Below are 21,411 nucleotides of genomic sequence, written 5' to 3'. Positions count from 1 at the left end.
ATGCGCCTGATCATCGTCAGCGGCCGGTCCGGCTCCGGCAAGAGCACCGCCCTCGATGTCCTGGAAGACAACGGTTTCTACTGCATTGACAACCTGCCCGCCGGGCTGCTGCCACAGCTGGCGGAAAATGCGCTGATCAATACCGAGTTGCTGCAACCCAAGGTCGCCGTGTCGATCGACGCGCGCAACCTGCCCAGCCACCTGACGCGTTTCCCCGAGTTGCTCGAAGAAGCCCGCGCCCGGCATATCCAGTGCGACGTGCTGTACCTGGATGCCGACGAAGACATGCTGCTCAAGCGCTTCTCGGAAACCCGCCGGCGCCACCCGCTGACCAACGCCAACCGCTCGCTCGCGGAAGCGATTCGGGTGGAAAGCGAATTGCTGGGGCCGATTGCGGACCTGGCCGACCTGAAGATCGATACCACCAGCCTGAACCTGTACCAGTTGCGTGATTCGATCAAGCTGCGCCTGCTCAACCAGCCCGAGCCTGGCACCGCGTTTCTGGTCGAGTCGTTCGGTTTCAAGCGCGGAATGCCGGTCGATGCCGACCTGGTGTTCGATGTGCGCTGCCTGCCCAACCCCTACTGGAAGCCTGAGCTGCGTGAGCACTCCGGCCTCGACCAACCGGTAATCGACTACCTGGCCGCACAGCCGGATGTCGAAGAGATGTTCAACGACATTTCCAGCTACCTGCTCAAGTGGTTGCCCCGCTTCGCCGCCAGCAACCGTGCCTACGTCACCATTGCCATTGGCTGCACCGGCGGTCACCACCGCTCGGTGTACATCACCGAACGCCTTGGCCAGCTGCTGCAGCAATCCCTGAAAAACGTCCAGGTCCGCCACCGCGACCTCTAGCCCAAGGATCCGCCCCACGATGCCCGCCCGTGAAATCACCATCATCAACAAGCTGGGTCTGCATGCCCGGGCGGCAGCCAAGTTCGTCGGCGTTGCCGGCCGCTTCCCCTGCCAGGTCAGGGTTGGCCGTGCGCCGGACAAGCTGGTGGATGGCAAGAGCATCATGGCGGTGATGATGCTGGCGGCCGGCAAAGGCACCCAGGTGCACCTGCATACCGAAGGCGAGCAGGACGTTGATGCCATGGATGCGCTGGTCGAGCTGATCAACAACTTCTTCGACGAAGGCGAATGAATTTCGCTGGCTCATTCGCAAGCGGTACGCGTACCCTGTGGAGCTTTAGCCGCGAAGAATCCAACGCGGTGCATGGCACCGGCTCCGCCGGTGTTCGCGGCTAAAGCCGCTCCCACAGAGTCCCCGCTAATTCAATGAGTTATGTGCCGCTCCCACAGCGAAGCCGGTGAACACCCCATCATCCGGCGCAAACCGATGCACAGCCCCAAGCTGGCCAGGCCAGGTCCAACCAGGCGAAGGCGCGCGCCAATAGCAATGCAGTGCCTGCCAGTAACAGCAAAGTCCCAAGCGTCAGGCGAAACAGGCGAAACAGGCGCACACGGCTGACAGACATCATCTGGGAGCGCATACCGGGGAGACTCACTTCAGGGTTTCGAGGTAGCGGCGCTCCACTTCCGCCCAGTCAATGACGTTGTAGAAAGCACCGATGTATTCCGGACGACGATTCTGGTACTTCAGGTAGTAGGCATGCTCCCACACGTCCAGGCCGAGGATTGGCGTGTTGCCGTGCATCAGTGGGCTGTCCTGGTTGCCGCTGCTTTCCACTACCAGGGTTTTCTGCGGGGTCACGCTGAGCCAGGCCCAGCCACTGCCGAAGCGGGTCAGCGCAGCCTTGGTGAAGGCCTCCTTGAAGGCATCGAAGCCGCCCAGTTGGGCGTCGATGGCCTGCGCCAGAGCGCCCTGCGGCTCTCCCCCGCCCTGCGGCGACATCACGGTCCAGAACAGGCTGTGGTTGGCGTGCCCGCCGCCATGGTTGGTCACCGCACCACGCAGATTTTCCGGCAGTTGCCCGACCGCGCCGAGCAGTTTTTCCACCGGCCACTCAGCCCACTCGGTGCCTTCGATGGCGGCGTTGAGGCCATTGACGTAGGTCTGGTGGTGCTTGGTGTGGTGGATTTCCATGGTCTGCGCGTCGATGTGCGGTTCCAGCGCAGCGTAGGCGTAAGGCAGTGCAGGCAAGGTATGGGGCATATCAGTGAATTCCGTAGGCAGGGGTTGGGCGATGACCAGTGCGGCCACCGCTGGCGCTTGGGCCGTGACTCAGTGTCAGATACCACCGGCGGTGAGCTTCTCCGGGTCCAGCAGCGCTTCCAGCTGGTCACGCGACAGGTCGGTGTGCTCCAGCGCCACGTCGATGATCGGACGGCCCTGCTTGTAGGCGGTCTTGGCGATTTCGGCAGCCTTGAGGTAGCCGATGATCGGGTTCAGCGCCGTGACCAGAATCGGGTTGCGTGCCAGGGCTTCCTTGAGCTTGCTTTCGTTGACCTTGAAGCTGGCGATGGCCTTGTCGGCCAGCAGGCGGCTGACGTTGGCCATCAGCTCGATGCTCTCCAGCAGGTTGCGGGCGATCACCGGCAGCATCACGTTCAGTTCGAAGTTGCCGGACTGACCGGCGATGGCGATGGTGGCGTCATTGCCGATCACCTGGGCGGCGACCATGGCGGTGGCCTCCGGAATCACCGGGTTGACCTTGCCCGGCATGATCGAAGAGCCCGGCTGCAGGCCTTGCAGCTCGATTTCGCCCAGCCCGGCCAGCGGGCCAGAGTTCATCCAGCGCAGGTCGTTGGCGATCTTCATCAGCGCCACGGCGGCAGTCTTGAGCTGGCCGGACAGGGCCACGGCGGTGTCCTGCGAGCCGATCAGGGCGAACAGGTTCTGCCCGGGGGTGAACTCGACCTGGGTCAGGCCGCTGAGCTGGCGGGCGAAACCGGCAGCGAACTGTGGGTGAGCGTTGATGCCGGTGCCCACGGCGGTGCCACCCTGGGCCAGCGCCTGCAGGCTCGGCAGGGTCGCTTCGATGTGTGCCTTGGCGCCATTGATCTGCGCCGCCCAGCCATCCAGCACCTGGCTCATGCGCACTGGCATGGCGTCCATCAGGTGGGTGCGGCCGGTCTTCACGTACTGATGCACCTGTGCCGACTTGGCCTCGATCACCTGTACCAGGTGCGCCAGGGCTGGCAGCAGTTGCTCGTGCAGGGCCAGGGCGGCGCTGACGTGAATGGTGGTCGGGATGATGTCGTTGCTGCTCTGGCCGCAGTTGACGTGGTCGTTGGCGTTGACGGCCTCACCCAGCACGCGGCTGGCCAGAGTCGCGATCACCTCGTTGGCATTCATGTTCGAGCTGGTGCCGGAGCCGGTCTGGAACACATCCACCGGGAAATGCTGGATGAATTCACTCGCCAGCAGTTGCTCGACTGCGGTTACGATGGCCTGGCCCTGCGCGGTCGATAGCTGTTCCAGTTCGACGTTGGCCTTGGCCGCGGCAGCTTTGGCCAGCAGCAGCGCGCGAATGAACTGGGCCGGCATGCGCTGGCCGCTGATCGGGAAGTTGTCGACCGCGCGCTGGGTCTGGGCACCGTACAGGGCCTGGGCCGGCACCTGCAGTTCGCCCATGCTGTCACGCTCGATACGGGTATCACTCATCATCAAATCCTTGCATCAGTTCATCGGGAGAAATCGACGGCAGCAGGCGGCAATTGGCCAACTGCAGGGCGTAGGGCTGCCAGCGCTGGTTCTGTGCCTCGCGGTCGAGGTTGCGCAGGTCCAGCAGCGGGCGCCAGGCCTGGTCCAGGCACAGGCAGCGCCAATGCCAGGGCAGCATGCGGTCGCAGGCGGTATCCAGCAGCAGGCGGAAGGAGGTCAGCGCCACCGTCCATGGCGAGGTCTCGGTGCAGCACACCAGGTAACGGCCTTCAGCCAGGTAATGCTCGATAAGGCGCGGCTCGTCGGGCTCGAGCGCACAGCGGATGCGTCGGCTGAGCCAGCGCCAGTTTTCCAGGTAGGGCAGTTCGCGGAGGACGGGTTTCATGAACATCATCGCCGGGTTACTGGATAATGATATTCATTATTAAGTGATAAACAGAATCACTTCAAGAGAAAGGTGATGAAACAAAAAACCCGGCGTGGGGCCGGGTCTTCGGTTTCATTGAGAATTCTCTATAGCCTGCACTGGCCTCTTCGCGGGCTTGCCCGCTCCCACAGGGATCGCACAGGTTTCAAGCTTGTGCAGTATCTGTGGGAGCGGGCAAGCCCGCGAAGAGGCCGGTACAGGCTATGGATCAGCTACCCGCCACAGTCATCCGCTCGATCAGCACCGAGCCGGTGTGAATGTTGCTGCGGGTCTCAAGATCGCTGCCAATCGCGACAATCTGCTGGAACATGTCTTTCATGTTCCCGGCAATGGTCACTTCCTGCACCGCGTGCTGAATCTCGCCATTCTCGACCCAGAACCCTGCCGCGCCACGGGAATAATCCCCCGTCACCATGTTCAGGCCATGCCCCATCAACTCGGTCACCAGCAGCCCGCGGCCCATGCGCCGGATCAGCGCCGCCTGGTCTTCGACACCGTGGCTGACGAACAGGTTGTGCACGCCGCCAGCGTTGGCCGTGCTTGGCAAACCCAGCTTGCGCCCGGAATAGGTACCCAGCAGGTACGACACCAGCTCACCCTTGTCGACGAACGGCTTGGCATAGGTAGCCAGGCCATCGCCGTCGAATGCGGCACTGCCCAGTGCCCGCGGAATGTGCGGGCGCTCGTCGAGGGTCAGCCAGGTGGGGAACAGGCGCTGGCCGATGGTCCCCTCCAGGAACGACGACTTGCGGTACAGGTTGCCGCCGGAGATGGCCGACAGGAAGCTGCCGAACAGGCCACCGGCCAGCTCGGCCGAGAACAGTACCGGCACCTCGCAGGTCGGCACCGGCCGCGCACCCAGGCGGCTGGCGGCACGCTGGGCAGCGCGCACGCCGATGCTACGCGGGTCTGCCAGCAGGTTGCCCTGGCGGTTCACGTCGTACCAGTAATCACGCTGCATCTGGCCGTCGCCTTCGGCGATCATCACGCAGCTCAGGCTGTGCCGGGTCGAGGCGTAGCCACCGATGAAACCATGGCTGTTGCCATACACGCGGCAGCCCTGGTGGGTATTGAGGGTGGTGCCGTCGGCATTGAGGATACGCGGGTCGGCGTCGAACGCCGCCGCCTCGCAGGCCAGGGCCATCTCGATGGCCTTCTCCGGCTCGAGGTTCCAGTCGTGGTACAGGTCCAGGTCCGGGATCTCGCGGGCCATCAACGCTGCGTCGGCCAGGCCGGAACATTCGTCCTCGGAGGTATGCTTGGCAATCGCCAAGGCCGCGGCGACGGTTTCGCGGATCGCCTCCGGGCCACTGGCCGAGGTGCTGGCCGAGCCTTTGCGCTGGCCCACATAGAGGGTGATGCCAAAGCCCTGGTCGCGGTTGAACTCGACCGTTTCGACCTCTCGCTGGCGTACCGTGGTGGACAGGCCCTGCTCCAGCGACACCGCCACTTCGCAGGCACTGGCCCCCTGGCGGCGCGCTTCGGCGATGATCGCCTCGACCTGCTCCTGCAATGCTGGCAGGTCCTTCGGACCTACGCTCTGGACTGCACTCATGGTTCTCTCCACTCAAATTCTGCGTTCGGCGAGGGTCATTCTACGACCGGGCCGGACAAGCGGCCCCCGACTGGTTATCATGGCGGCGATTTCTAGCGGACTGCCACCATGGTTGATTCAAACGACGACGCCTTCGACGGCGAAAAAAGCAAAACCCAGATCAAGCGCGAGCTGCATGCGCTGGTCGAACTCGGCGAGCGCCTTACCACGCTCAAGGCCGATACCCTGGCTCGCCTGCCGTTGACCGACGAGCTGCGCAAGGCCCTGGCCGAAGCCAGCAAGCACACCGCTCACGGTGCCCGCAAACGCCACATGTCGTTTGTCGGCAAGCTGATGCGCGTGCAGGACCTGGATGCCATCCACGCCTTGCTCGAACAGATGGACAGCTCGACCCGCCAGTACAACGAGCGCTTCCACGGCCTGGAGCGCTGGCGCGACCGGTTGATCGACGGTAACGACGAAGACCTCGAGCGCTTCGTCAGCGAATACCCCGACACCGACCGCCAGCAACTGCGCTCGCTGGTACGCCATGCCCAGCACGAGAAGGCGCGGAACAAACCGCCTGCCGCCGCGCGCAAGGTGTTCAAGTACATCCGCGACCTCGACGAGCTGCAGCGCGGCTTGCGCTGATCACCCTGGGGCCGCTTTGCGGCCCAATCGCGACACAAGGCCGCTCCCACAGTAAGTGCGCAGCCATTTCTGCATGGCGCAATCCCTGTGGGAGCGGCCTTGCGTCGCGAAAGGACCGCAAAGCGGTCCCAGATGGCCATCACGCCCCGGTACCGCCCACGGTAATCGCATCCAGCTTCAAGGTCGGCTGCCCGACCCCCACCGGCACCGACTGCCCGTCCTTGCCGCAAGTCCCTACCCCGCTGTCCAGCGCCAGATCGTTACCAACCATCGACACCCGGCTCATCGCCTCCGGGCCATTGCCGATCAGGGTCGCCCCCTTCACCGGCGCGGTAATCTTGCCGTCTTCGATCAGGTAGGCCTCACTGGTCGAGAACACGAACTTGCCGCTGGTGATGTCCACCTGGCCACCGCCGAGGTTGGCGCAGTAGATGCCCTTCTTCACCGAAGCGATGATTTCCTGCGGGTCGCTTTCGCCGGCACGCATGTAGGTGTTGGTCATGCGCGGCATCGGCAGGTGCGCGTAGGATTCGCGGCGGCCGTTGCCGGTCACCGCCATGCCCATCAGGCGCGCGTTCAGCTTGTCCTGCATGTAGCCCTTGAGCACACCGTTCTCGATCAGCGTGGTGCACTCGGTCGGGGTGCCTTCGTCATCCACGCTCAGCGAGCCTCGGCGGCCTTCGAGGGTGCCGTCGTCGACGATGGTGCACAGGCTCGATGCCACTTTCTCGCCAATGCGGCCGCTGAACGCCGAACTGCCCTTGCGGTTGAAATCACCTTCCAGGCCATGGCCGACAGCCTCGTGCAGCAGAACGCCCGACCAGCCCGACCCCAGCACCACCGGCAGGGTACCAGCCGGTGCCGGGATCGCCTCCAGGTTCACCAGGGCCTGGCGCAGTGCTTCGCGGGCATAGCCCATGACCCGCTCTTCGGTGAAGAAGCGGTAGTCGGTACGCCCGCCACCGCCCTGCCCGCCACGCTCGCGGCGGCCATTCTGCTCGACGATGACGCTGACGTTGAAGCGCACCAGCGGGCGCACGTCGGCGGCCAGGCTGCCATCGGCCGCAGCGATCAGGATGCGTTCCCAGACCCCGGCCATGCTCACACTGACCTGCTGGATACGCGGGTCCAGGGCACGGGTGGCGGCGTCGACACGCTTGAGCAGATCGACCTTTTCGGCACGGCTGAGCACATCCAGCGGGTTGTCCGCCGGATAAAGGGCAGTCACGTCCTGGCTGCGGAAGGCCTGCACCTTGCCGTTCTGCCCGGCACGGGAGATCGAACGGGCGGCACGGGCGGCCGAGGTCAGCGCTTCGAGGTTGATTGCGTTGCTGTAGGCAAAGCCGGTCTTTTCACCGGACTGGGCACGCACGCCCACGCCCTGGTCGAGGTTGAAACTGCCCTCTTTGACGATGCCGTCTTCCAGCGCCCAGGTTTCCGAGATCTGGCCCTGGAAATACAGGTCGGCGGCATCGATGCCGGGGCCGGCCAACTCACCCAGCACGCTCTGCAGGCTGTCCAGGGTCAAGCCGCCTGGGGCCAGGAGCTGCTCGCTGACGGTGGATAACATCTGGCTCATAGTCACTCCGAGGTGTGCGCAGGCCGCAACGCGCCCTGCGAGAAAAAGCGCCGGTGCGATACCACCGGCATGCGCGCCCGGATGGACGCTTGTTCGTCAATGTCGCGCTCGGCGAGCAGTACCGCTTCACCTTGCGCCTGTTCCGCGACGATGCGCCCCCAGGGGTCGACGATCGCCGCATGGCCATGGGTTTCCCGTGGCCCCGGGTGAGTGCCGCCCTGTGCCGCAGCCAGCAGATAGCACTGGGTCTCGATGGCCCGGGCGCGCACCAGCACTTCCCAGTGCGCCGCGCCCGTTACCGCAGTGAAGGCGGCCGGCGCAGTGATCAGTTCCGCACCAGCGGCGCGCAGTGCGCTGTACAGTTCGGGGAAGCGCAGGTCGTAGCACACGCTCAGCCCCAGCCGCCCCACCGGCGTATCAGCCACCACTACCTGGGCGCCGTGGGCATAGTCATCAGACTCGCGGTAACGGCCACGGTTGTCGGCAACGTCCACATCGAACAGGTGCAGCTTGTCATAGCGTGCCGCCACCTCACCGTGTTCGTCGATCAACAGCGAGCAGGCATGCGCCTTGGCTTCGGGCTGGCCGACCGGTGGCAATGGCAAGGTACCGGCGACAATCCATAACTTGAGGTCGCGGGCGGTACGTTTCAACCATGGCAGGATCGGCCCTTCGCCCAACGCTTCGGCGCGGCCGATGGCAGCGGCGTCCTTGCGGCCCATGGCGGCGAAGTTTTCCGGCAGCACGGCCAGCCGTGCACCGCCAAAGGCGGCCTGCTCCAGCAGGGCACCGGCGCGCTGCAGGTTGGCCAGCACATCGTCCTGGCTGACCATCTGGATTACAGCTGCCTTCATGAGCACTCCTAGCGGGATTTCTCGAAAGGTTTCACAAATGTGATTCTAGGCTCTTTCACCGGACCTTCGACACGGTAGTGCACGCTGGCGAAGCGCGACACGCGGTCGCCGATCAGCCGGTCGACCAGGAACAGCGCCCCGCCCACGGCCGGCGCGCCGACAATCAGGGCCGCCAGCGGCAGGTTGTTGGTCACTGGCAGGCTCACCTGCAGGTTGGCATCGACCCGGTCGCGTACCAGGTCCAGGGTACCGTCCAGCTCGAAGTTGCTCGACGGGCCAGTCACGGCGATTGGCTCGCGGGTCACATAGACACCGTTACTGGCCACCAGCAAGCCTTTTACCCGGTCGTAGGCCAGGCCCTTGTCGAACAGGTCGGAGAAGTCCAGGCGCAAGCGCCGCCCGATGGAGTTGAAGTTCAACAGGCCGAACACCCGCAGCGCCTGGGCACTGCCTTCGACCTCGACGAACTGGCCGGTTCGCAGTGCTGCGTCCATGCTGCCGGAGAAGCGCTTGAGGCTCACCGAGGCCGGCGAACCCGGCCAGCGGCCATCCACATCCAGGCGGAAGTCGCGGCTGGTCACAGTCGGGGCAAAGCCCCAGGCCTTGAGCACATCCGCCAGGTTCTTGCCGTCCAGGCGCCCTTTGTACCAGCTGCTGGTGCCGCCCGGTTCGCCTTCCCAGCCGCCGCCACCATCGATACGCAGGCCTTTGAAGTCGAGGTCGATGTCGCTGGCGGTCACGCCACGCGCGGTCGGCCGCAGCTTGAGCGACGCACTGCCGTACAGGTCGTCACCGCGATAGAGCTTGTCGATGCTCAGGTCCAGCGCCGGCACCTTGCGCGGGTCGAACGAGGCCAGCGGGTCCGGGCCCTCCTCGGCCTGTGCCTCGGCCTGCTTTTCAGCAGCGCTGGCGGCGGGCAGGCGCAAGGTCTGCATGCGCACGACCATGGGCGCACCCTTGGCATCCGGCACCCGGGCGTTGCCGATGATTTCCTTGCTGTCGAGGCGCAAATCCCAGGCGGGGCCACCACGGGCAAGGCGCACCACGGCCTGGTTCAGGTCCAGGCCAAAGGCTTTCAGCTGGCCGATGCTCAGGTCGACGCCTTGCAGGTTCTGCCGCGCGCTACCACCCGGGTCGTTACCGGCCAGGCGCGTCGCCTGTTCCTGCCAAGGCCCCAGGTCCAGCGCCTCCAGGTGCCCGCGCACTCGCAGGCCCTGGCCGGCAGGTACCTGGGCGTCCCCGGCGCCCAGCAGCAACTCGCCACGGCCCTGCCCCAGCTTCTCGGCCGGCGCGGCGTAGGCAAAGCGGGCAAGGTCGGTGTAGGCGACATCGAAGCGCCGCTCCGGCCCCTGCAGGGTCATGCTGAAACGGGTGTCACGGGTATCGGACGCTGCCTTGCCAAAGGGTGCTGGCAGGTCGATGGCCAGGCCCTTGAGGCTGGAATTGATGCTCAGGCGGTTGTCCCGGCTACCCAGGCTGACCTGCAACTGGTACGGCAGGTCGCCGGAAGCCGGCAAGGCCTGGTTGAACTGCAGCCAGTCGGTCAGTGCCTTGAGCGACACCTGGCCGCTGGCGTTGACGCGTGTCTGCATCTGCCCGGGCTGGCCTTCGGCGGTGATTTGCGCCGTCACCGGCTTGCCGAAGGCCTGCAGGCTGATGCCCTTGCCGCTCAGGCCCTTGTCCAAATCAAAACTGAAGTCACCCTTCAGGCGGCTCAAATTCAGGCTCGGCGGCGCGACCTTAAGCCGCGCATCGTCGGTGGCAAAGTCCACCTGCACTTTCGGCCGCTGCCCGTGGGCCAGCGGAATGTCGAGCTTGACCTTGCCCTTGAGCGGCCCCTCGCCCTCCCAGCCAGCGAAGATCTCGCCAGTGCCGATTGGCGCTTCCTTGAGGATCTTCAGGCCATCGCCCAGGCTGCCGTCGAAGTCGCCATCGAGGTACAGGTGGCTTTGCTGGCCCAGGTCGACATGCGGGATATCGACGCTCACATCACTGACCTTGGTGTCGAGCAGTACGCCACGCTGAGCCTTGATGCGCACACCGCTGTCCTCGATGAACACATCGCCATCAACGTGCTGCACCTGCGGCCAGCCCGGCTGGAAGTCCAGGGCCGCATCACGCACCTTGAAAAACAGGCTGATGCTGCGGGCTTCCGGCGCGACGCCATGGTTCAGCGAGCCCTGGTACTGGAAGTAGCCTTCGTCCACCGTGCCTTTGACGATCGCACTGCGCAGCCATTCGTCGAGGGCGGGGCTGAGCACCTCGGGCAGGTACTTGGCGGTGTAGCGGCCATCGCCTTCGGTCAGGCCGACGCGCAGGTCCATGTAGTCCTCGCGGCCCTCTTCGAACAACAGGCGAATGAGGAAGTCACCGGCGATCTTGCCCTCCTCGCCGAGTACCTTGAGGTAAGGCGCGACCAGGGTGAAACCTTCCTTGTCCAAGGCCCAGGTCAGGCGCGCATTGGCCTTCTGGTAGTGCCAGGGTTTGGCGAAGATCGGGTATAGATGCAGCATGAACGCATCGGTATCAAGGCGCAGTTCGCCATGGCCAAGGTCACCGCTGATGCTGCCGCTGACGTTACCGGCTGCAGGAGCATTGTGATAGGCATCGAAACCGACCTTCTCCAGGTTGGCTTCGAACTGCAGGCGCTGGTCACCCTCGGCCTTGGGCCGGGCCTCCAGGCGCACATTGCGCAGCGCACCGGTCACCTTCAGGCCATCGACCACGGCCATGACCTTGTCCGGCAGCGGCGCCAAGGCATCGATCAGCGGGGTCAACGGTGTGAGGTCGAGGCGGTCGGCCTGCACTTGCCAGCTTTCCGCAGCAGCGTCCTCGCCTGGACGCTGCTGCAATTGCAGGTGCGACTCCCAACGGGTCTTGCCGACATCCATGGCCAGGGAGTCGACCACCACATCGAAGCCCTGCTCCCGGCGCTGGAACCAGGCGCCCAGGGCCAGGTTGTTCAGCTTGGCCGCCTTGCGCCCAGCATAGGCGCCCTGCAACTCCGGTGCATTGAGGCGTACAACGGCCTGCTGCAACTGCCCCTTGCGCCAGTCGACCCAGAACTCGCCGCCCGCCCGCAGGGCGTCGGCATGCCACTGGCCCAGCAGGCGTGGTGGCAGCCAACGCGCCCAGTCACTCTGTGGCAGGCTCAGGTAGGCTTCGACCTGGCCGTCGCGCCAGGCGTTGGCCGAGGCACGACTGCGCAGATTCAGCGACAGGGGCTGGCCATCGGGCAGGGTCGCGCGCAGGTCCAGGGCATGGCGCGAAGCCCCGGCCTGCAGGCCGACACTCACATAAGTCAGGGTCAACGGGTCGCGCTGCCAGGGGTGCAGGGTGACCTGGCTGTCGAACACATCGATGCGGCCCAACTGGCGCAGGCGCTGCAACAACTCGGCGGGGTCGAGCGGCGTATCGTCCTTCTTCGGCAGGCCTTCGAGGCTCCAGGCGCCCTGCTCGTTCTCGCGCAGGATCAGTTGCAGGCCGCCCAACTGAATGCGTGCCAGGCGTACCTCGCGGGCGGTGAGGCTGGCCCAGACATCGGGTACCACCTTGACGTCGTCCAGGCGCAGGGCCGTGGCCCCCTCGCCCAGTTGCAGGTCGCGCACCCGCAGCACCGGTGCCAGGCCGCTCCAGCGGCCTTCCAGGGCACCGACGTGCACGGGCAGGCCCAAAGCCTGTTCGGCCTTGCTTTCCACATCGGCGCGGTACTCGGCCACCAACGGCACCAGCTCGCGGCCGAGGCTGACATACAGTGCCACCAGTACCGCCAGCAGGGCGCAAACGCCCAGCCCCCAGCGGGTCAAAGCGACAAGAACGCGGGTCAGACGTCCCATGGCCATGGCCCTCCAGGTCGTTTATCCATGATGGCCCGTCGTCCCGGTTTTGCCAGCCCGGGCCACCCGCGGCGCACTTCAGAAGGACTCAGAGCAGCACCACATCGTATTGTTCCTGCGAATACATCGACTCCACCTGGAAACGAATGGTTCGGCCGATGAAGGCCTCCAGTTCCGCGACGTTACCGGACTCTTCATCCAGCAACCGGTCGACCACCTTCTGGTTGGCCAGCACGCGGTAGCCTTCGGCCTGGTAGGCACGGGCCTCGCGCAGGATCTCGCGGAAGATTTCGTAACAGATGGTCTCGGGAGTTTTCAGCTTGCCACGGCCCTGACAGGCCAGGCAGGGCTCGCACAGCACCTGTTCCAGGCTTTCCCGTGTGCGCTTGCGGGTCATCTGCACCAGGCCCAGCTCGGTGATGCCGATGATATTGGTCTTGGCGTGATCGCGCTCCAGCTGCTTTTCCAGGGTGCGCAGCACCTGGCGCTGGTGCTCCTCATCTTCCATGTCGATGAAGTCAATGATGATGATGCCGCCGATATTGCGCAGGCGCAGTTGCCGGGCGATGGCTGTGGCGGCCTCGAGGTTGGTCTTGAAGATGGTCTCTTCAAGGTTGCGATGGCCGACGAAGGCGCCGGTGTTCACATCGATGGTGGTCATCGCTTCAGCGGGGTCGACCACCAGATAGCCGCCGGACTTCAGCGGTACCTTGCGCTCGAGTGCGCGCTGGATCTCGTCCTCGACGCCGTACAGGTCGAAGATCGGCCGTTCGCCCGGGTAGTGCTCGAGGCGGTCGGCGATTTCCGGCATCAGCTCGCCAACGAACTGCGTGGTCTTCTGGAAGGTTTCCCGCGAGTCGATGCGGATCTTCTCGATCTTCGGGTTGACCAGGTCACGCAAGGTACGCAGGGCCAGGCCCAGGTCCTCGTAGATGACCGTGGGCGCACCGCAGGTCTTGATCTGGGTGCCGATCTGCTCCCACAGGCGGCGCAGGTAGCGAATGTCTTGCAGGATCTCTTCAGCGCGTGCGCCTTCGGCGGCGGTACGCAGGATGAAGCCACCGGCGTCCTTGATGTTCTCGCTTTCCATGCAGTCGCTGACCACCTGCTTGAGGCGCTCGCGCTCGGCTTCGTCTTCGATCTTCAGGGAAATGCCGACATGGCTGCTGCGCGGCATGTACACCAGGTAGCGCGACGGGATCGACAGCTGGGTGGTCAGGCGCGCGCCCTTGGTGCCGATCGGGTCCTTGGTCACCTGCACCACCAGGGCCTGGCCCTCGTGCACCAGGGCGGTGATGTTCTCTACCGCCGAGCCTTCGCGCTGGGATATTTCCGAGGCATGGATGAATGCCGCGCGCTCCAGGCCGATGTCGACGAAGGCCGCCTGCATGCCCGGCAGCACACGCACCACCTTGCCTTTGTAGATATTGCCGACGATGCCCCGGCGCTGGGTGCGCTCGACATGCACTTCCTGCAGCACCCCGTTTTCCACCACCGCCACGCGCGACTCCATCGGGGTGATGTTGATCAGGATCTCTTCACTCATGGCAGGCTCTCGTCAAAGGTCTTGGATAATGATGGATGGCGTATGCAGTGCTGGCTACCGCTGGTTTGTTACCTCTGGCGTATGCGCGGGCGATTGCCAGCAGGCAATGCCGAATTGGCCAAGCAGTTCGGCCGTTTCACTGAGGGGCAAACCGACCACCGCCGAGTAGCTGCCGGAAAGGCCGGTGACGAACACCGCGCCCAAACCCTGGATGGCATAGCCGCCGGCCTTGTCCGCGGGCTCGCCGCTGGCCCAGTAGCGTTGCGCTTCCTCGGCGCTGATCGCACGGAAGCGCACCTTGCTGGTGACGCACAGGCTGTGCACGCGCTGGCCATCGCTCAGGGCGACCGCGGTCAAAACCTGGTGCTCGCGGCCCGAAAGGTCGGCCAGCATGGCCAGGGCATCTTCGCGGTTTTCCGGTTTGCCGAGAATACGACCATCGAGCACCACGGCAGTGTCTGCGCCCAGCACCACAGCCGGGCCTTCGAGGCAGGCCAGGCCAGCGGCAGCCTTGGCCCGGGCCAGGCGCTCGACGTAGGCCGGGGCGCTTTCATCGGGCAGCGGGGTTTCATCGATGGGGGCACTGACAACGCTGAACGGCACGCCGATCTGGGCCAGCAGTTCACGACGACGGGGCGAGCCGGAGGCCAGGTATAGCGGGTTCATGCAGACATCTCCCTGTCAGTCGCGGCGGCGCCGTCAGTTGATATGCAAGCGTCGGCGCAGGTCGCGCAGGGCGAAGCTGATCCACGGCCAGAGCAAGGCACTGATCACCGCCGACCAGACCAACGCCAGGGTGGGCAGGCGGTTGCCGGTCAGCGCGCTGAGCCACAGCTGGATCAGCTGAGCAATGCCGAAGATCACCAGGATCACCAGGCTCTGCTGCCACATGGGGAACATGCGCAGGCGCTGCTGCAACGACAGCACCAGGAAGGTGATGAGGGTAAGGATCAGCGCGTTCTGCCCCAGCAGGGTGCCGTACAGCACATCCTCGGCCAGGCCCAGCACGAACGCGGTGGTCATGCCGACCTTGTTCGGTACGGCGAGGGTCCAGAACGACACCAGCAAGGCCAGCCACATGGGCCGGAACACTTCCATGAACTGCGGCATGGGCGAGACGCTGAGCAGCAGGCCGATGGCGAAAGTCAGCCAGATGACCCAGCCGTTGTTGCGGCGTGATGCAGCCATCATTGCCTCCGGGTGTGAGCGGGTGCGGCAGGCGCGGCAACCGGTGTGGCAGGTGCGGCCGCCGGAGCTGCCGGCTGCGCAGCCGGGGCTGCCGGGGTCGCTGGTGTGGCCGCTGGTGTGGCCGGCGTGGCAGGGGCGCTGCCAGCTGGTGCGCCCTGCTCGCCCGTCGTGGCCGGCTGGCCTGCGGTCGAGGTGCCCTTGCGGTCAGCCTCTTCCTGGGCAATGGCGGCATCGGTGGCGCGCTGTTCCGGGCTGCGCCGGTCGCTGAACACCAGCAGCATGTAGCGGCTACGGTTGAGCGCGGCGGTGGGGATGGCACGAACGATGGCGAACGGCTGGCCGGAATCGTGGATCACTTCGTTGACCGTGGCCACCGGGTAGCCGGCCGGGAACCGTTGCCCCATGCCGGAACTGACCAGCAGGTCGCCTTCCTTGATGTCGGCGGTATCGGCCACATGGCGCAGCTCCAGGCGCTCCGGGTTGCCGGTGCCGCTGGCGATGGCGCGCAGGCCGTTGCGGTTGACCTGCACCGGGATGCTATGGGTGGTATCGGTCAGCAACAGTACCCGCGAGGTGTAGGGCATCAGCTCCACCACCTGGCCCATCAGGCCACGGGCATCGAGCACCGGCTGGCCAAGGAACACGCCATCACGCTCGCCCTTGTTGATCAGGATGCGGTGGGTGAACGGGTTGGGGTCGACACCGATCAGCTCGGCCACTTCGACCTTTTCGTTGACCAGCGCCGAGGAGTTGAGCAACTCGCGCAGGCGCACGTTCTGCTCGGTCAGGGCCGCCAGCTTCTGCAGGCGCCCCTGCAGCAGCAGGGCTTCGGTCTTGAGCTTCTCGTTTTCGGCGATCAGTTCGGTGCGGCTGCCGAACTGGCCGGCCACACCTTGCCACGCACGCTGCGGCAGGTCGGTGATCCAGTACGACTCCATGAGTACCAGGCCCATCTGGCTGCGCACTGGTTTGAGCACGTCGAAGCGCGCGTCGACAACCATCAACGCGACCGACATCACCACCAGGACGAGCAGGCGAACGCCCAGCGAAGGGCCCTTGGAGAAAAGCGGTTTAATGGGCCGTTCCTCGTGGACGACTCAGGAGGTCATTGGACATGGGACAACGCACCAGCCTGGTTGCGGGTTGACGGATACGGCGCCCCGAACGGGCGCCAGCCCAGCACATACAGGTAGCACTGTGCGTACTACCTGTAAACCGGGGCTCGTGAACAGCGAGCGGAATCACTCGCTGGAGAGCAGGTCCATCGCGTGCTTGTCCATCATCTCCAGGGCGCGACCACCGCCACGGGCGACACAGGTCAGCGGGTCTTCGGCGACGATCACCGGCAGGCCGGTTTCCTGGGCCAGCAGCTTGTCCAGGTCACGCAGCAGGGCGCCACCACCGGTCAGCACCAGGCCACGCTCGGCGATGTCCGAGGCCAGTTCGGGCGGCGATTGCTCCAGGGCACTCTTGACCGCCTGGACGATAGTTGCCAGGGACTCCTGCAGCGCTTCGAGCACTTCGTTGGAGTTCAGGGTGAAGGCACGCGGTACGCCCTCGGCCAGGTTGCGGCCGCGCACATCGACTTCGCGTACTTCGCCGCCCGGGTAGGCGGTACCGATTTCCTGCTTGATGCGCTCGGCGGTGGACTCGCCGATCAGGCTACCGTAGTTGCGGCGCACGTAGGTCACGATGGCTTCATCGAAGCGGTCGCCGCCAACGCGGACGGATTCGGCATAGACCACGCCGTTCAGGGAGATGAGCGCGATTTCAGTGGTACCACCACCGATATCGACGACCATCGAACCGCGGGCTTCTTCGACCGGCAGGCCGGCACCGATGGCGGCGGCCATCGGCTCTTCGATCAGGAACACTTCACGGGCACCGGCACCCAGCGCCGATTCGCGAATGGCGCGGCGCTCTACCTGGGTCGACTTGCACGGCACGCAGATCAGCACGCGCGGGCTCGGCTGCAGGAAGCTGTTCTCGTGAACCTTGTTGATAAAATATTGCAACATTTTTTCGCAGACGCTGAAGTCGGCGATGACGCCGTCCTTCATCGGACGAATGGCAGCAATGTTGCCAGGCGTACGGCCCAGCATGCGCTTGGCTTCGGTACCGACGGCGACGACGCTTTTCTGGTTGCCATGGGTACGGATGGCAACAACCGAGGGCTCATTCAGGACGATACCGCGCTCACGCACGTAAATAAGGGTGTTGGCAGTACCCAGGTCGATGGACAGATCGCTGGAAAACATGCCACGCAGTTTCTTGAACATGGGAAAGTGACCCTGGGGAAAGCGTGGGTAAAAAAGTGCGGCAAACTCTAACAATGGCAGGGATTTTGGGCAAGGAGCCAATATGTTAAATTGGCTGTTTTTCCGAGCACGCCAGCAGAATTTCGCGGCCGTTAGACCGCCAGAAAGCTGACATGTTCCTCACTGCGGACCCAAATTCCGGTCTTTGTTTCCCCTGGAGATCCCCATGGCGCTTGAACGCTGCGACGTGGAAAAGATCGCCCATCTGGCCCGTCTGGGCCTGAATGATGGCGAACTGCCACGCATTACTGACGCACTGAACAGCATTCTCGGGCTGGTCGACCAGATGCAAGCGGTCGACACTACCGGCATCGAGCCACTGGCCCACCCCCTGGAGGCCAGCCAGCGCCTGCGTCCCGACCAGGTCACCGAAAGCAACCAGCGCGACGCCTACCAGGCCATCGCGCCGTCGACCGAAAGCGGTCTGTACCTGGTTCCCAAAGTCATCGAGTAAGGGATAGAGCCTGCCATGCATCAATTGACCCTGGCCGAGATCGCCCGCGGACTCGCCGACAAGTCGTTTTCCTCCGAAGAGCTGACCGGCGCCCTGCTGGCGCGCATCAAGCAGCTCGACCCGCAGATCAACAGCTTCATCAGCGTCACCGAAGACCTGGCCCTGGGCCAGGCGCGTGCCGCCGACGCCCGTCGCGCCGCCGGCGAAACCGGCGCGCTGCTGGGTGCCCCGATCGCCCACAAGGACCTGTTCTGCACCAACGGCGTACGCACCAGCTGCGGCTCGAAGATGCTCGACAACTTCAAGGCGCCGTATGACGCCACCGTGGTTGCCAAGCTGGCCGAAGCCGGCATGGTCACCCTGGGCAAGACCAACATGGACGAATTCGCCATGGGTTCGGCCAACGAATCCAGCCACTACGGCGCGGTGAAGAACCCATGGAACCTCGAGCACGTCCCGGGCGGCTCGTCGGGCGGTTCGGCCGCGGCAGTGGCTGCGCGCCTGCTGCCAGCCACCACCGGCACCGACACCGGCGGCTCGATCCGCCAACCGGCGGCACTGACCAACCTCACCGGCCTCAAGCCGACCTACGGCCGCGTGTCGCGCTGGGGCATGATCGCCTACGCTTCCAGCCTCGACCAGGGTGGCCCGCTGGCCCGTACCGCCGAAGACTGCGCCCTGCTGCTGCAAGGCATGGCTGGTTTCGACGCCAAGGACTCCACCAGCATCGAAGAGCCGGTGCCGGACTACAGCGCCAACCTGAATGCTTCGCTGCAGGGCCTGCGCATCGGCCTGCCGAAGGAGTACTTCGGTGCCGGCCTCGACCCACGCATCGCCGACTTGGTCCAGGCCAGCGTCAAGGAGCTGGAAAAGCTCGGCGCGGTGGTCAAGGAAATCAGCCTGCCGAACATGCAGCACGCCATCCCGGCCTACTACGTGATCGCCCCCGCTGAAGCCTCGTCCAACCTGTCGCGTTTCGACGGCGTGCGCTTCGGCTACCGCTGCGAAAACCCGAAAGACCTCACCGACCTGTACAAGCGTTCGCGTGGCGAAGGCTTCGGTGTCGAAGTGCAGCGCCGCATCATGGTCGGCACCTACGCCCTGTCGGCCGGCTACTACGACGCCTACTACGTGAAGGCGCAGCAGATCCGCCGCCTGATCAAGAACGACTTCATGGCCGCCTTCAACGACGTCGACCTGATCCTCGGCCCGACCACGCCAAACCCGGCCTGGAAACTCGGCGCCAAGAGCAGCGACCCGGTCGCCGCCTATCTGGAAGACGTCTACACCATCACCGCCAACCTGGCGGGCCTGCCGGGCCTGTCGATGCCGGCCGGCTTCGTCGATGGCCTGCCGGTCGGCGTGCAGCTGCTGGCGCCATACTTCCAGGAAGGCCGCCTGCTCAACGTCGCGCACCGCTACCAGCAAGTGACCGACTGGCACACCCGCGCCCCCAACGGCTTCTGAGGAATTCACACATGCAATGGGAAGTTGTGATCGGGCTGGAAATCCACACTCAGCTCGCCACCCAGTCGAAGATCTTCTCCGGCAGCGCCACCACCTTCGGTTCCGAGCCGAACACCCAGGCCAGCCTGGTTGACCTGGGCATGCCTGGCGTACTGCCGGTGCTGAACCAGGAAGCCGTGCGCATGGCGTGCATGTTCGGCCTGGCCATCGATGCCGAGATTGGCAAGCGCAACGTGTTCGCGCGCAAGAACTACTTCTACCCGGACCTGCCCAAGGGCTACCAGATCAGCCAGATGGACCTGCCGATCGTCGGCAAGGGCCACCTGGACATCGCCCTGGAAGACGGCACCATCAAGCGCATCGGGGTAACCCGCGCGCACCTGGAAGAAGACGCCGGCAAGAGCCTGCACGAAGACTTCAGCGGCTCCACCGGCATCGACCTGAACCGTGCCGGCACCCCGCTGCTGGAAATCGTCTCCGAGCCTGACATGCGCAGCGCCAAGGAAGCCGTGGCCTACGTCAAGGCGATCCACGCGCTGGTGCGTTACCTGGGCATCTGCGACGGCAACATGGCCGAAGGCTCGCTGCGTTGCGACTGCAACGTGTCGATCCGCCCGAAAGGCCAGGCCGAGTTCGGCACCCGCTGCGAGATCAAGAACGTCAACTCGTTCCGCTTCATCGAGCGCGCGATCAACAGCGAGATCCAGCGCCAGATCGACCTGATCGAGGACGGCGGCAAGGTGGTACAGGAAACCCGCCTGTACGACCCGAACAAGGACGAGACCCGCTCCATGCGCAGCAAGGAGGAAGCCAACGACTACCGTTACTTCCCCGACCCGGACCTGCTGCCGGTGGTGATCGAGGACAGCTTTCTCGAAACCGTCCGCGCCGGCTTGCCGGAACTGCCGACGCAGAAGGTCGAGCGCTTCCAGAACCAGTACGGCCTGTCGGCCTACGACGCCAACGTGCTGGCATCCAGCCGCGAACAGGCGGACTACTTCGAGGAAGTGGTGAAGATCGGTGGCGATGCCAAGCTGGCAGCCAACTGGGTCATGGTCGAGCTTGGCAGCCTGCTGAACAAGCTGGGCATCGAGATCGACCAGGCGCCGGTCAGCGCCGCACAGCTGGGCGGCATGCTGCTGCGTATTCGCGACAACACCATCAGCGGCAAAATCGCCAAGACCGTGTTCGAGGCCATGGCCGCCGGTGAAGGCGATGCCGACAGCATCATCGAAAGCAAAGGCCTGAAGCAGGTCACCGATACCGGTGCGATCGACAAGATGCTCGACGAAGTGCTGGCGGCCAACGCCGAGCAGGTCGAACAGTACCGCGCAGCCGACGAGGCCAAGCGTGGCAAGATGTTCGGCTTCTTCGTCGGCCAGGCGATGAAAGCCTCCAAAGGCAAGGCCAACCCGGGGCAAGTGAACCAATTGCTCAAGGCCAAGCTCGAAGGGTGATTTGAATATGCTGCGAGGGCTTTGCCCTCGTTCGCGGGCTTGCCCGCTCCCACAGGTACTGCGCCGCTTTCACAGGCGGTGATATACCTGTGGGAGCGGGCAAGCCCGCGAATGGCTGCACTGGAGACCTCCTGACTTGCTAAAGCGATCCCTGAGCACCCTCGCCCTCTTCTCCCTGCTGGCCGGCTGCGCCAGCCAGGACATCGACGTCGACCCCGACGGTTACGACAAGACCGGCACCGCTTCCTATTACGGCGCGCGCCACCACGGCAAACGCACCGCCAGCGGCGAACCGTTCAACCAGCATGGCCTCACCGCCGCCCACCGCAGCCTGCCCTTCGGCACCCGGGTACGGGTTACCAACCTGGCCAACCAGCGCAGCGTCGTGGTGCGCATCAACGACCGCGGCCCACATACCCGCGGCCGCCTGATCGATCTTTCACGTGCCGCCGCAGAAAAAATCGGCATGATCCGTAGCGGAACCGCGCGCGTGCGAGTACAAGGGCTTAGCGACTGACGCGACAGGAGT

19 protein-coding genes are annotated in these 21,411 nt (G+C 64.7%); 7 read left to right on the top strand and 12 right to left on the bottom strand.

Translation table 11 applies throughout. From position 1 onward, the window contains the following. Positions 1–855: an RNase adapter RapZ gene (gene rapZ / locus CAG34_RS00910; RefSeq protein ID WP_085587488.1), complete on the top strand. Its 855-nt coding sequence runs from the start codon at positions 1–3 to the stop codon at positions 853–855. Between the two features lie 19 nt (positions 856–874). Further along, a complete protein-coding gene (locus CAG34_RS00905) occupies positions 875–1,147 on the top strand; it encodes an HPr family phosphocarrier protein (RefSeq protein ID WP_023660775.1) in 273 nt (90 codons plus the stop codon). 360 nt (positions 1,148–1,507) lie between these two features. On the opposite strand, the gene CAG34_RS00900 is transcribed toward CAG34_RS00905, so the two are convergent. From CAG34_RS00900 to pmbA, 4 genes are all read right to left on the bottom strand, one after another. After that, positions 1,508–2,119, bottom strand: a complete 612-nt coding sequence (locus CAG34_RS00900; RefSeq protein WP_084785049.1) for a superoxide dismutase — start codon at positions 2,117–2,119, stop codon at positions 1,508–1,510. A gap of 75 nt (positions 2,120–2,194) precedes the next feature. Continuing rightward, complete coding sequence (locus CAG34_RS00895; RefSeq protein WP_085587486.1) at positions 2,195–3,571, bottom strand: lyase family protein; 1,377 nt, start codon at positions 3,569–3,571, stop codon at positions 2,195–2,197. Continuing rightward, positions 3,564–3,965: a hypothetical protein gene (locus tag CAG34_RS00890; RefSeq protein WP_025337819.1), complete on the bottom strand. Its 402-nt coding sequence runs from the start codon at positions 3,963–3,965 to the stop codon at positions 3,564–3,566. Before CAG34_RS00890 ends, CAG34_RS00895 begins: the two co-directional genes overlap by 8 nt. 241 nt (positions 3,966–4,206) lie before the next feature. Beyond that, a complete protein-coding gene (gene pmbA, locus CAG34_RS00885) occupies positions 4,207–5,553 on the bottom strand; it encodes a metalloprotease PmbA (RefSeq protein ID WP_025337818.1) in 1,347 nt (448 codons plus the stop codon). A 108-nt stretch (positions 5,554–5,661) separates the two neighbouring features. Here pmbA and yjgA point away from each other — a divergent pair, with 108 nt between their 5' ends. Beyond that, on the top strand, positions 5,662–6,183 hold the full coding sequence (gene yjgA, locus CAG34_RS00880) for a ribosome biogenesis factor YjgA (RefSeq protein WP_025337817.1): 522 nt from the start codon (positions 5,662–5,664) through the stop codon (positions 6,181–6,183). A 139-nt stretch (positions 6,184–6,322) separates the two neighbouring features. Here the strand turns inward: yjgA and tldD are convergent, their stop codons facing one another. From tldD to mreB, 8 genes are all read right to left on the bottom strand, one after another. Next, the gene (gene tldD / locus CAG34_RS00875; protein ID WP_025337816.1) at positions 6,323–7,762 is read right to left on the bottom strand and encodes a metalloprotease TldD; all 1,440 of its coding nucleotides are present in this window, start codon (positions 7,760–7,762) and stop codon (positions 6,323–6,325) included. 2 nt (positions 7,763–7,764) lie between these two features. Then, on the bottom strand, positions 7,765–8,616 hold the full coding sequence (locus tag CAG34_RS00870) for a carbon-nitrogen hydrolase family protein (protein WP_075043863.1): 852 nt from the start codon (positions 8,614–8,616) through the stop codon (positions 7,765–7,767). An 8-nt stretch (positions 8,617–8,624) separates the two neighbouring features. After that, positions 8,625–12,458: a YhdP family protein gene (locus CAG34_RS00865; RefSeq protein WP_085587484.1), complete on the bottom strand. Its 3,834-nt coding sequence runs from the start codon at positions 12,456–12,458 to the stop codon at positions 8,625–8,627. 82 nt (positions 12,459–12,540) lie between these two features. Next, entirely contained in the window at positions 12,541–13,998 is a 1,458-nt protein-coding gene (rng, locus tag CAG34_RS00860) for a ribonuclease G (RefSeq protein WP_013971067.1), read from the bottom strand. A gap of 54 nt (positions 13,999–14,052) precedes the next feature. Further along, a complete protein-coding gene (locus CAG34_RS00855) occupies positions 14,053–14,664 on the bottom strand; it encodes a nucleoside triphosphate pyrophosphatase (RefSeq protein ID WP_061551950.1) in 612 nt (203 codons plus the stop codon). Between the two features lie 33 nt (positions 14,665–14,697). Further along, a complete protein-coding gene (gene mreD / locus CAG34_RS00850) occupies positions 14,698–15,186 on the bottom strand; it encodes a rod shape-determining protein MreD (RefSeq protein ID WP_015269051.1) in 489 nt (162 codons plus the stop codon). Further along, a complete protein-coding gene (gene mreC, locus CAG34_RS00845) occupies positions 15,186–16,202 on the bottom strand; it encodes a rod shape-determining protein MreC (protein ID WP_371857994.1) in 1,017 nt (338 codons plus the stop codon). The genes mreD and mreC overlap by 1 nt, the downstream gene beginning before the upstream one ends. Before the next feature lie 225 nt (positions 16,203–16,427). Beyond that, complete coding sequence (gene mreB, locus CAG34_RS00840) at positions 16,428–17,465, bottom strand: rod shape-determining protein MreB (RefSeq protein WP_003255163.1); 1,038 nt, start codon at positions 17,463–17,465, stop codon at positions 16,428–16,430. A 205-nt stretch (positions 17,466–17,670) separates the two neighbouring features. Between mreB and gatC the strand changes: the two genes are divergently transcribed. The 4 genes from gatC to CAG34_RS00820 all read left to right on the top strand — a co-directional run bounded on the left by gatC (position 17,671) and on the right by CAG34_RS00820 (position 21,399). Beyond that, positions 17,671–17,958 (top strand): Asp-tRNA(Asn)/Glu-tRNA(Gln) amidotransferase subunit GatC, encoded by a 288-nt coding sequence (gene gatC / locus CAG34_RS00835; RefSeq protein ID WP_003255165.1) that lies wholly within the window; start codon positions 17,671–17,673, stop codon positions 17,956–17,958. 15 nt (positions 17,959–17,973) lie between these two features. After that, positions 17,974–19,425, top strand: a complete 1,452-nt coding sequence (gene gatA / locus CAG34_RS00830; protein ID WP_024086328.1) for an Asp-tRNA(Asn)/Glu-tRNA(Gln) amidotransferase subunit GatA — start codon at positions 17,974–17,976, stop codon at positions 19,423–19,425. A gap of 11 nt (positions 19,426–19,436) precedes the next feature. Continuing rightward, complete coding sequence (gene gatB, locus CAG34_RS00825; RefSeq protein ID WP_013971062.1) at positions 19,437–20,882, top strand: Asp-tRNA(Asn)/Glu-tRNA(Gln) amidotransferase subunit GatB; 1,446 nt, start codon at positions 19,437–19,439, stop codon at positions 20,880–20,882. Between the two features lie 136 nt (positions 20,883–21,018). Beyond that, complete coding sequence (locus CAG34_RS00820) at positions 21,019–21,399, top strand: septal ring lytic transglycosylase RlpA family protein (protein WP_025337810.1); 381 nt, start codon at positions 21,019–21,021, stop codon at positions 21,397–21,399. The last annotated feature ends 12 nt before the right edge of the window (positions 21,400–21,411 follow it).

It is taken from the genome of Pseudomonas sp. B14(2017) (genome assembly GCF_002113255.1).
In the GTDB taxonomy this organism is placed as follows: Bacteria; Pseudomonadota; Gammaproteobacteria; order Pseudomonadales; family Pseudomonadaceae; genus Aquipseudomonas; species Aquipseudomonas putida_Z.
The sequence above is the reverse complement of the archived record's forward strand: the minus strand, read 5'-3'. Positions and strand labels throughout refer to the sequence as shown.